Annotated in this window: 11 protein-coding genes; 5 read left to right on the top strand and 6 right to left on the bottom strand. The window is 36.2% G+C overall.

Features of this window, described 5'->3' with window-relative positions; genetic code table 11:
• Positions 1-390 precede the first annotated feature (390 nt).
• The gene (locus tag ACIPKN_RS21295; RefSeq protein WP_400939865.1) at positions 391-2,562 is read left to right on the top strand and encodes an S-layer protein; all 2,172 of its coding nucleotides are present in this window, start codon (positions 391-393) and stop codon (positions 2,560-2,562) included.
• Positions 2,563-2,623: 61 nt separating this feature from the next.
• Here the strand turns inward: ACIPKN_RS21295 and ACIPKN_RS21290 are convergent, their stop codons facing one another.
• Both ACIPKN_RS21290 and ACIPKN_RS21285 read right to left on the bottom strand, forming a co-directional pair.
• Positions 2,624-2,725, bottom strand: coding sequence for a hypothetical protein (locus ACIPKN_RS21290; protein WP_142509584.1), 102 nt, complete (start codon positions 2,723-2,725; stop codon positions 2,624-2,626).
• A gap of 29 nt (positions 2,726-2,754) precedes the next feature.
• Complete coding sequence (locus ACIPKN_RS21285) at positions 2,755-2,877, bottom strand: hypothetical protein (RefSeq protein WP_400939861.1); 123 nt, start codon at positions 2,875-2,877, stop codon at positions 2,755-2,757.
• 256 nt (positions 2,878-3,133) lie between these two features.
• On the opposite strand from ACIPKN_RS21285, the gene ACIPKN_RS21280 reads away from it, so the two are divergent.
• A complete protein-coding gene (locus ACIPKN_RS21280) occupies positions 3,134-4,435 on the top strand; it encodes a hypothetical protein (protein ID WP_400939859.1) in 1,302 nt (433 codons plus the stop codon).
• 373 nt (positions 4,436-4,808) lie between these two features.
• Here ACIPKN_RS21280 and ACIPKN_RS21275 read toward each other — a convergent pair whose 3' ends face one another.
• The 3 genes from ACIPKN_RS21275 to ACIPKN_RS21265 form a co-directional block, all read right to left on the bottom strand.
• Complete coding sequence (locus ACIPKN_RS21275) at positions 4,809-5,756, bottom strand: ABC transporter substrate-binding protein (protein ID WP_400939856.1); 948 nt, start codon at positions 5,754-5,756, stop codon at positions 4,809-4,811.
• Positions 5,757-5,824: 68 nt separating this feature from the next.
• A complete protein-coding gene (locus ACIPKN_RS21270; RefSeq protein ID WP_400939853.1) occupies positions 5,825-7,432 on the bottom strand; it encodes an ABC transporter substrate-binding protein in 1,608 nt (535 codons plus the stop codon).
• A 166-nt stretch (positions 7,433-7,598) separates the two neighbouring features.
• Positions 7,599-7,826 carry a hypothetical protein gene (locus ACIPKN_RS21265; protein WP_400939851.1) on the bottom strand — a complete coding sequence of 76 codons (228 nt, stop codon included), beginning with the start codon at positions 7,824-7,826 and terminating at the stop codon, positions 7,599-7,601.
• Between the two features lie 451 nt (positions 7,827-8,277).
• Between ACIPKN_RS21265 and ACIPKN_RS21260 the strand changes: the two genes are divergently transcribed.
• Genes ACIPKN_RS21260 through ACIPKN_RS21250 form a run of 3 tightly spaced genes read left to right on the top strand, consistent with a single transcriptional unit; the run spans position 8,278 to position 10,626 of the window.
• A complete protein-coding gene (locus ACIPKN_RS21260) occupies positions 8,278-8,538 on the top strand; it encodes a FeoA family protein (protein WP_400939848.1) in 261 nt (86 codons plus the stop codon).
• The gene (locus ACIPKN_RS21255) at positions 8,535-9,260 is read left to right on the top strand and encodes a FeoB small GTPase domain-containing protein (protein ID WP_400939846.1); all 726 of its coding nucleotides are present in this window, start codon (positions 8,535-8,537) and stop codon (positions 9,258-9,260) included. The genes ACIPKN_RS21260 and ACIPKN_RS21255 overlap by 4 nt, the downstream gene beginning before the upstream one ends.
• Positions 9,232-10,626 carry a nucleoside recognition domain-containing protein gene (locus tag ACIPKN_RS21250; RefSeq protein WP_142509587.1) on the top strand — a complete coding sequence of 465 codons (1,395 nt, stop codon included), beginning with the start codon at positions 9,232-9,234 and terminating at the stop codon, positions 10,624-10,626. The genes ACIPKN_RS21255 and ACIPKN_RS21250 overlap by 29 nt, the downstream gene beginning before the upstream one ends.
• 157 nt (positions 10,627-10,783) lie before the next feature.
• On the opposite strand, the gene ACIPKN_RS21245 is transcribed toward ACIPKN_RS21250, so the two are convergent.
• Positions 10,784-11,758, bottom strand: coding sequence for a helix-turn-helix transcriptional regulator (locus ACIPKN_RS21245; RefSeq protein WP_400939843.1), 975 nt, complete (start codon positions 11,756-11,758; stop codon positions 10,784-10,786).
• Between the last annotated feature and the right edge of the window lie 21 nt (positions 11,759-11,779).

The following is an 11,779-nucleotide window of genomic DNA, read 5'->3' as shown; positions in this document are numbered from 1 at the left end:
TGTCCCCCTTCCCTCTCCTATAGTAGTGCTGTTTTTATGCTTGGTCAATGTACTTCAAAACTAACTCACCACTCATATCAAGGCGTTTTTCCTGAACACACTAAACTAATACAGTGTCTTTAACAACATGGTAAAAGTTACTTTTTAGAACGTTATAGCCCTTGAAATGAGCGTGATTTCCGCACCCAACTACCCAATTTCGTACAAAAAAAACCTGGCACTTCACTTTCATTTTTTTTAAATAATTAAGGATTCTTAAAAACGAACGATAAAGAAAAAGGGACTACATTTCATTTAAGTATAATAAATAGTAAAATATACCCTTTATGTACTAAAACAAAGAAATATATGATATATTATCCATTAAATACAATGATCGGAGTGACTAAAATGAAGAATAAAGTATTAACGACTTTTATGGCAACTGCTATTACAGCAACCCTAGTATCGCCAATGCCCACTGCAGATGCCGCTTCAAGTAATTCACCTTTAAACCACTCAATTCAAATTAATGGGCAGGTAGCTGCAGCCAAAACAAAGGGGCAAACTATTACCATTAACAACATTACTAAAGAGAAAGTACTTACATCCAATGGCCAATTTAAAATTAGCCAGTCGCTGAAGCCCCTCTTTAACACATCGAATAAAACTGCATTGATGGATGCCGAAGCAACAGTAGTAGTGAAAAACGGCGAAATTACGAGCGTTACAGAACTAACATTAACTAAAGCTGGCACTGACAAAAAAGCAGTATATTTTGATGGTGGTGACGCACAGATTGAAGGAAGTCTAACTGTAAATGCGGATTATGTAAAAGTTCAAAATGTAACTATTAAAGATAAGCTTATTGTAACTAATCGTGTGAAGAAGGCAATTACAATTGATGACGTTACTATCGGGGATACAATTACTTTTAAACCTTTATTAACTAGAAATATTAATTGGTTAAATGTCACTTTAAAAGATATTAAATCTCCAGACATTAACTTGGAGCGTACGAAAGTACATGTGACTTCTGACAAGACTATTTCAAAAATCAATGTAGTTGGTAAAGTTACAGCATTTGAAGTTACTGCCAATGTTGATAAGCTTACAATCGATGTTGAGAAAGATTTTAGCCTTTACGGGGAAGGTAAAATTGAGCAAGTGATTGTCAAACACGGGGAAAAGGTGGCATTAGATTCAGGACATCTTATTAACAAGGTACAGGTGGATGATAAAAAAGCCTCTGTAAAATTACCTGTGGCGAATAAAACTGAGCTAAGTAATTTAGTAGCTATACCCCCATACGTTACCGTATCTGTTAATGGAAACGACGTTTTAACAACTGAGAAATGGACAACGCAGGCTGAACGTACAGCATTCGAATATGCCGTAAGTAGCGCAAGAGCGGTAGCTAATAATTCCAACGCCTCTCAGGAACAAATAAACAATGCTATTACACAATACAGGATTTCATTAACCGTTTATCAAGCTGCGCAAAAGAACGGAACAAAATATGTTTACGGTGATAAGTCTTCATTACAATCGATGATTAATTCTATTCAGTATGTAACGGTTTCTTGGAATAATGGTAATGATGTAGCTTCTTATACGCCTTGGACGACTCAAAGTGAGAAGGATGCTCTTACCTCTGCCGTTTCATCCGCTCAGTATGTTGTAAATAATAACTATGCAACTCAGTCTGATATCACAAATTCTATTAGCAATTTAAACTACGCGATCACAGTTTATAAAAATGCACAAAAATATGGTACTTACCAAACTAGTGGAGATAGATCTGCCCTTTCATCGCTGATTAACTCTGTTCAGTATGTTGCAGTATCTTGGAATAATGGTAATGATGTAGCTTCTTATACGCCTTGGACGACTCAAAGTGAGAAGGATGCTCTAGCTTCTGCCGTTTCATCCGCTCAGTCTGTTGCAAATAATACCTATGCAACCCAGTCTGATATCTCAAGTTCTATTAACAATTTAAACTACGCGATCACAGTTTATAAAAATGCACAAAAATATGGTACTTACCAAACTAATGCCGATAGATCTGCCCTTTTATCGCTGATTAACTCTGTTCAATATGTAACCGTTTCTGTTAATGGATCTGAATTATCTTCTTATACAATTTGGACGACGCAAAGTGAAAAAGACGCTCTAGTTTCAGCTGTTTCATATGCTCAAAATGTTGCAAATAATGGCTACTCGTCTCAGTCAGAAATTTCGTCTGCCTATAATTATTTAAATAGTGCTATTTCAACGTATAGAAGTAATCATAAATCCGGTGTAAACTATCGAAATTATGTTGATAAATCTTGGCTAACGTCACTCGTCAATTCTGTTCAGTATGTAAAGACTTCTGCTAATGGAGATGGAACTGACATACCTTATTATGAAAAGTGGACAACAGAAAGAGCAAAACGTGACCTAGAAAAAGCAGTGCAAAACGCTCAATCTGTTGCCAATAACTCCTATGCATCTTCGCACGAAGTGACAGATGCTATTAACAGTTTAGACAAGGCAATCAACATCTATAATGATGTCCAACTTTCAGGTAAACAACGATAAAAATCTTCTATTATAATTTAAAAACAACAGGCTAGAAAATCTCTATGGCCTGTTGTTTCTTTTATATAAGCAATATCGCCTCTGTATAGGTTTTAAAATCACTTAAATGATTCTCGATAATTGCTTGGAGTATATTTAATTCAATAGCTTGATAATCATGCATAGCAATATTTAGGAACCCTACCAAATTCGTTAAATTTTAGCTAATGTATGGTCAATAATGTCGTTTTCCTCAAGATACTTGAATGCTTCACGACTCATTTTAGGCTTATAGATTCTTGCAGTTCTATCCATCATTCTTGCGATTCTATCCACCTTATCCATCTCTATTGAAAAGCGACCTCTTACTTTTCGTATTCCCAAGTACATAAGACACAAAGTGTTTAAAAAAATGCACAACCTATCTACCTATTCACTCAAAATATACATAAAAGAATCCTAATATGATAAAATTGGTTTATCAACATATATTAGGATATTCTCAAGACAATCAAAGATTTCATCTAGGACAAAAATCCTCATGAATTACCATGACACTTGTGAAAAAACCAATTAGGAGGTTTCCCATATTATGAAAAACAAAAGAAAACTAGCCTTCCTCGCCCTAGTTGCGGCCCCTTCACTAATCTATGCTGCACCTACTACGTCAGCATCGGCTGCTGATATTACAGGACAGGTAAAAACTGCTTACATATACGATAATACTTATTACTACAACTCTAAGGTTTCGAATGTTGTTCGACTTATTTCGAATATTAATGATACAACCTCTTCATTCCAAGCAACTTTAGAGACAGCTAGCAAAGCATACGATGAATTGACTGCAACGGAACAACAGTACGTCACGAATTATTCAACGCTGTCCAATCATAAACGGACGAAAGTAGCGTATCGTAAGCTTGCTGATCAAATTGAAGAGAAATTAGCTTCAGTGGAATCGACTTCCGTTAATTACTACCAAAATGTTATGGAAACGAAAACTTGGTACAATACGTTAAATGCAGCGCAAAAGACCTTTGTAAGTGCGGAATCACAAAGAATACTGACATCCTATATCTCACCAAACACATCTATCGATAAAGTGGTCAATAAAATCCAATTATTAAACTCTTCTCGCATTACCTTCCATCAAGATGTAGCTGATGCTAGAGCTGAGCTTAATGCACTACGCAGACATACAAACGTCTCATTACCTGCTGGTGTCGAAAAGATGTTGTTAGATGCTGAACAACTTGTTGTAAAGGATAAGGCAGCAGCTAAGGAAGTGGAAAACGCTATTGCCGCTTTATCGCCTAAAACGTCCACTGCCCAAGATGTACAGACAGTGAAAACAGCCTTCGAAGCTTTAACGCCTGTGCAACAGCAGCTTGTGCCAAACGTCTGGACTTTAGTAGACTTTGTAAATGGAAAATATGATCTACCGACTAAAGGGAACGGGACTAAAACTCCAGTTATATCGGATACTGCAGCCGTACCTGGTAAAATCACAGCTATGACTAGAAACAAAAATACTTATACAGCAAAAATAAACGTTGCAGATTCGGAAAATAGTACAGAGCGCTTCGTTTTAACAACAAAATCCAATATGACTGTTATTATTCCACCACTAGGAACTCTTCTTAATGAGGATACTGGTGTTATGGAAATTCAAATTACACGAAATTTGAATCGTATCACATTCCAGGCAACATTAAATAAAAAACAAGTTGAATTCGAGGCGGATATGGAAATCATTATCAATAACCTATCACCGAATGCCTCTATCGTTCGTACCTATGACTTTGGCGATCAAGAACCTGCTGATTACACAATAGAAGGAAATCGTCATTTCATTCAAACAAAGACATCTGGTTCATTCCTAATCCAACAGTGATCTCCAAATAAAGAAAAAATCATGACCCTCTGCCAATTCGTTGTTAATTGCAGAGGGTTATGTTTACCTCCGACTAATTTCCTTAGCTTTGTGAAAGGAGCAGAAATTTGATCTTCGTAAAAGTCCTCTAGGAGACTCTTTTATCCCCGCTTCCTGTATTCACTTGAATGGCCAGAAGGATATGATCATCTTTACCCACTATTTGTTTTCACACCTTTCTAATTCAAGTCATAGAATTTGTAAATACTATTAATCCCAAACATTTCCAATAACATATTAAAAACAAAAAAGAAGCACCTCCATTTCTAAAGATGCTTCCATTATTTTATTGCTAAAGATCAAATGTGCAAATTTTTTAGCTATACTGGTTTTGTTATTTCTTTTTCGTTAGCCAGTTTGTTAATTCCTCAACCTGAGCCAACACAGCTGTTGGGTCGTAATACCATGAGCGCTCCTCTGGCCAAACATAAAGGTGATCATTCTTTACGGCTGGCAAGCTACCCCAAACAGGATCTTTTTTGTACTCTTCCACTGTTCGATTACCATTAGATGTCAAAATAATATAATCGCCTGTATAATCCGCCAACACTTCTTCGGAAATCTCAGCCCACTGCTTTTCCATAATTTCATCTGCTACTTTGACAGGTGGCTTTCGACCAAGTGCCTGATAAACGGGCTGTCCACCACGTCCAAAATTATCACCATAGGCATAATAGGTTTTGCCAGCATCTTCAATAATGGAGAAGCTCGCATCTTCTGGAATTATTGCATCCACCTGTGCTTTGGCATCGGCAATTTTTTGATCATATTGTGCGAGCCACTCCTTTGCTTCTTGCTCTTTGCCAAGTAACTCACCAAAATATGTAAGCTCTTCATGAGCATTCTTCAATTCACCGTAAGGGATGACAACCGTAGGAGCAATTTTACTTAATGCATCATAATTTTCCCCATTGCCGGTAATAATCATATCAGGTTTGAGCGCTAAAATTCTTTCAGCCGATGGTTTTCCATACACACCGATATCTTCTACACCCTTTAATGCTTCCTTTAAATAATAGTTTTCAAGAGTCAACCCAGGAGCTCCCACAGGTTTTACATCTAACACAAGTAAACTAGCGATATATTCCTCTGCTACAATACGCTTCGGATTAGTCGGAATAACAATCTCACCATTTGTAGTCTGCACCGTTTTTGTCTCTGCCTCTTTTTTATCTTGTTCTGCAGAAGGACTAGCTGTCTTTTCTTTTTCTCCGCAAGCCGTTAATATAAGCAGTAATATAAGAAAAAGTGGTGTTATGAAATTTCTATTTTGTTTTAGCAATTTTTTCCCTCCATACGCATCAATTGATAATCATTCTCAATAATTGTAGAAGAATGTAAAATAACTGTCTATGTATGGAAGTGATTTGTTGCCCTGTACTTTTGTGATGTCAGTACTCCCATTAATTTATGTAATTGAGATGCTGTAGATAATGGATCATATCCATAAAATAATTCATACTGATTAATAAAATACACCTGCTTCTTTTGTACAGCCATAAGCGATTGCCATTTTTCTGAGTGTAACACTGTTAAGAGACGCTCTTTTCCGAAATCTTTTGTAGGAAGAGCAGTTATGAATATATAATCAGCTGGAAAATGAACGATTTCTTCAATATCTACTGTTAAATATCCTGTTTGTTCAATATTTTGTGTGATTATCGCATCTGGTCGACTAAAGCCTAAATCTTCGTATAGTATATGACTCCCTCGCCCATGGCTACTATTTAGGCAATATGCTGCATGACTACCTATTTCCCAAACAATAGCAGTACCTCTTGTGCCATGCTGTTGATCAAGAATATGGTTACAGAGAGCTATCTGTTCATCATATTGCTGGAGCCAGCTCTTATATACTTCTCTTCTATCAACAATATTGGCAATAAGCCCAAATTGCTCTCGCCAGCTTAACTGTCTACATGGCAGCTCGAATACAGGTGCTAATGACAGTAAAAATTGTTTTTCCATGCTGCCACTGTAGTTAATAATGACATCTGGACAAGCAGCTGTTATCTCCTGATAATTTGAGGCGATATCATGCTCATAGCCTTTTAATTTGTGGACCGGGCTTACTTGCCTCACACTCTCCAACCAAGGAGAATATACACCTAGTTCGGGTGTAATACCGAGAGCAATGAGGCACGCTGTATGATTTGTATTAAGTGCAACTATCCGTTTTTCCTTCTTGTAATAAGCAGTAGGAGAGACCCCAACCAACTGTTTAAACTTCCGACTAAAATACGTCCCTTCACTGTAACCAACCTCTTGAGCAAGAAGATCTAATTTCGGCATATGCTGGAGTAATCTTTGCTGTGATTTTCGAATTCTCAGTAATGTAAGATAAGCACTGAATGTATAGCCCGTATGTTTGTGAAAAGTGCGAGAAAAATGCTCTGGGCTTACTTGTGCAATTTCAGCCACCTGATCACGTGTTAGCTCTTCATGGAAATACAAATCTATGTAATCAAGTACTTTTTCTATCCATAAATCATCGTGCTTCTTTCGATTATCTAATTCGTTATAAAGTGCTTCTAGTAGCTCCACAAACATTCTTTGAAAATGAAACGGGTTACCAATAGAGGTATTCCTTGAAGCCTTTTGCAATTCTAGAGCTAAATTAATAATTCTATAAGAGCAATTCAAAAGCGGTTTAGCATGATGCAATATGCTTGGCTTTTCATGACCATACGTACGATATTGAATGACTATGCCTCGTAATTTTGACTCTACAGTGATGAGAAAACTTTTTGCATTATCCAAAAGTAAGACGGACCCACGCGATAACTTAAACTCCTTATCATTTACTGGACATAATGCCACGCCTTCAGAAACAACAACAATACAAGGCAAAGAAGACAATTCTTCATGGTCACATATAATGTCCTCTAATCTAGTTATTTGAACAGGATAATAAACTTGTGAAATCGCCATATCTTGTTTACATTTATTTTTCTTCATATAGATGCCATCCCCTAATATACGAAATTATTCACCAGAAACTTATTAATATTAATAGTTTTTCATTCGTACTAGCGACAGTCGATTGTCATTGTAAAGATTTCTTATTATCTCCCTAGGATTCATTCCAAATTTCTCCTTAAAAACCCCCGCAAAATAGCTAGGATTAGCTCAGATGAGCTCCTTTCCCACTATGTATCACTTGAAACTTCTTTAAAATGTAATCAATGTTGTCTAGTTGTATTTCTGCACTTCCTTTTGTTGCAAATAAAAATACACTGGCAGGTAATTGATAGTTTCGCAAAGAGTTATCCTTCTTCATTCTCGTATAACGTATATCCAACACTTTAATAGAGGCTTGATTCCATAAAAAAATATGATGATCCACATTCATGGCATTCACTCATTTCTTTTGTTTGAAGTTGTCAACATAAATCATTATAATTGATAATGATAACTATTATCAATTATTCTAGTGCAAAGGATGAGGTGGATTGGATAATGGAAACGGAGAAAATACATTACATATTTTTTTGCTCCGCTATCGCCTCTTCAATGCAAATCCCCTCTTATCTATATGCACTAATAACGAACCCATCATACTGAGTATCATTACATCAAAACTTTGCCCGCTTTGTATGCTAAACACCTCCCCTTTTTTTCAACATTTCTTAGTCAAAAAATGCGCCGTCATCCCTTCATTAGGACGCTCTTTCATCGCGTTCTTTCAAAAAATTTTCAGATAACTATTGACAATTGTCATAAAACAGGGATAATCATTAATAAAGTTTCCTTAGAGAAACAATATGGAGTTAGAGAAATATTATTATAGAGAGGAATAAAAAATGCGTATGGAAAAAACATTAAAACCACTTTCTGAATGCTCATTCGGAGATTGCTTTTTAATAAAAGAAATTAATATTAAGGGTCCTCTTAGAAGAAGATTATTAGATTTAGGCTTTGTGAAAGAAGCAGAAATCTCTGTTCTTCGTAAAAGTCCTTTAGGAGACCCTGTTGCTTATCGCGTAAGCAATACGACGATTGCATTACGTAATAATGAAAGCTCTATGATTTTGGGCGAAATTGTAAGGGGGAATACAAAATGAGCGTTAATAGAATAGCTTTAGCGGGAAACCCAAATACCGGTAAAAGTACATTATTTAATACATTAACAGGATTGAAACAGCATACTGGGAACTGGCCAGGGAAAACAGTTGTTCATGCAGAAGGATCTTTTGAACACAAAGGACAGCAATATGTACTTGTGGATTTACCCGGGACCTATTCTCTATTTTCCAATTCGGCAGATGAAGAAGTCGCAAGAGACTATATTATTTTTGACCAACCGGATGCAACGATTGTTGTTCTCGATGCAACATCATTAGAGAGAAATTTAAATCTTGCGCTTCAAGTTTTAGAAATGACTAATAATGTCATTATTTGTATCAATTTAATTGATGAAGCTGAGAAAAAAGGGATCCGAATTGATGAACAAAGATTAGCTCGTGAACTAGGAGTCCCAGTTGTAAAAATATCAGCAAGAAATAAAAAAGGGATTAATCGATTGCTGGATACGTTAAATCAACTGGTGAGTGGGCAAATTATCACAACTCCGTATCGTATGAAATATTCAAAAGAAATAGAGGACGCCATTACAAAGGTAGAATCCAAATTAGAAGGTTATTTTGATGATAAATATCCATCGAGATGGGTTGCCCTTCGCTTACTTGATGGTGATGAGGAATTAATCTTAAAACTGCAACACCATAAAAATAATAACCAGCAAGAGGTGAGAACGAATGGAGTCCCAGTCAGTGTTAAATCATAATTCACTTAAGGGTATTTTAGCTGAAGTAAACGAAGTTTCAAATGAGGATATTCGAGATGAAATCGTTAGTGATATTTATACTAAAAGCAAATCTTTATGTAAAAAAGCAGTATCACAGCAGCCTGCAATGTACAGATCTGATAAATTAGATGAAATTTTCACATCCCGCATTTGGGGATTCCCTATTATGCTTCTCTTGCTTGGGGCTGTCTTTTACATTACTATTGCTGGCGCAAACGTACCTTCAGATATGTTAGCAAACTTATTCGGCTATCTAGAGGGTAAGCTAACAATTCTTTTTGAAACATTGCACGCACCAGAATGGCTACACGGTATTTTAATTCTTGGGCTATTTAGAGGTACAGGTTGGGTTATTAGTGTTATGCTGCCACCAATGGCTATATTCTTCCCTATCTTCGCTCTATTAGAAAACTACGGTTACCTACCACGTGTAGCATTTAATATGGACCGTTTATTTAAACGAGCTGGAGGACATGGGAAACAATCATTAACAATGGCAATGGGCTTTGGCTGTAATGCTGCAGCTATTCTATCAACGAGAATTATAGAATCTCCTCGTGAACGAATGTTAGCCATTTTAACGAACAACTTTGTTCCTTGTAATGGGAGATGGCCAACACTTATTTTATTAGCCTCATTATTTATGGTAACTGGTTTTTCAGGTGCAACAGGTTCAATGATAACAGCGGCTATTTTAATAGGATTTGTTATGTTAGGCGTCGTTGTGACATTATCCGTTTCTTGGGTTCTTTCTAAAACGGCTTTAAAGGGTGTACCTACCCATTACACATTAGAGCTTCCACCATTCCGAAAACCAAAGTTTTGGGATACAGTTTTAAGAGCAAGTATTGATAAAGCATGGAATGTACTAAAAAGAGCTGTTATCGTTGCAGCGCCTGCCTCTATTTTAACTTGGGTATTCGCCAATATTTACGTTGGCGATACGAGTATTCTAATGCATTTTGTTAACTTTTTAGATCCGTTTGGTCAGGCTCTTGGTATGGATGGCTTTATTATGGCTGCGTTTATTCTTGGGCTACCAGCCAATGAAATCGTTATCCCTATCCTAATTATGGCGTATTTATCGCAAGGAGCTATGCTAGAAATTGAGGATTTATCGAAGCTAAAACAAGTGTTTATCGACCAAGGATGGACGTGGTTAACAGCTTTAAATATGATGTTATTCTCACTTCTACACTTCCCTTGCGGAACGACTTTAGTCAATATTTATAAAGAAACAAAAAGTGCAAAGTGGACATTTATGTCGTTCTTAATTCCAACGGTTATTGCTATTGGTGTGACATGGCTAACGGCGACAGTTGCTCGAGCGTTTGGTTGGGTATGAGGATGAAAAGGGTGGTCTTAAATAGGCCCCCTTTTTTATTTCTATCTAAAGAATGCTATTAAACTTGCAAAAAAGTCTACCATTTGCCATTCCCATAATAAACACCTTAAATTAATTCACTCAATTTAAGCTGTATTGTGAGTTAGAGATATATCCTCTACAATCGATTAAGATCTCTTATTATTTCCCTAGGATTAATTCCAAATCTCTCTTTAAAAATCTCTGCAAAATAGCTAGGATTAGAATATCCCACTGCACTCGCAATGTCAGTTACATTCATAGTTCCCTCTTGTAATAAAAGAAATGCTTTCTCTAGCCTTTTTTCTCTTAAATATCCAAACACTGTTGTCCCAAACATTTCTTTAAATCCCTTTTTTAATTTGTAATCGTTTAAACCAATTAAACGCGATAACTCAATTAGTGTTGGAGGATTGGACATGTGCTCCATAATAATTGATTGGGCTTGCTGTATTTTTGTTCTATCACTTTTTGAAAACATAACAGGGCTAAGAGAATTATCCAATAGATGAGATCGAAATGTCATAGATAATAGCTGTAATGCTCGACATTCTAGCTCTAAATTGGTCATTTTCTTACTTGCTATAGCATTTAACATTTGCCGAACAATAATTAGGGAAGATGCGTTAATTCTCTCTTGAAATAGTCTATATCTTTTTCCATCAAGAATTTTAGAGAAACTAAAGGATTCCCTACTAGTTTCACCAATTTCACTCATAAAATGATTGAAGGTTGAAATTGGAATACCAATCCCCACCATTTGATAGGATTGATTTTTATGAAACATAAAATTTGCCCCCACTTGCTCTATAAATTGAAGCGAGCATGTTCCTGAAGAAATTTCATATTCTGAACCTGAGATGTAAACACCTCTATTACCTTGTAAACAGAAACTAAGTTCAACCATAGGCTGCTTTGTTACTACTTGCATTTGGTACTCTCGATAAAATGAATAATCAGATATAACCACTTCTAAATCTGGCCGAGGAATAAAACGATGTATAGCTCCTTCCTGCACATTTGGTTGGAATGCAAACGGACATTCTTGTACCTTCAATATTTCCAATGCATGAAAAAATTCACTAAAGTTCTCATGGAAATTAGTATTCAACATGTTCGTCACCATCCTTCGGTT

The organism is Lysinibacillus sp. NPDC086135 (assembly GCF_044746345.1).
In the GTDB taxonomy this organism is placed as follows: Bacteria; Bacillota; Bacilli; order Bacillales_A; family Planococcaceae; genus Lysinibacillus.
This window is presented reverse-complemented; position numbering and strand designations above follow the sequence as displayed.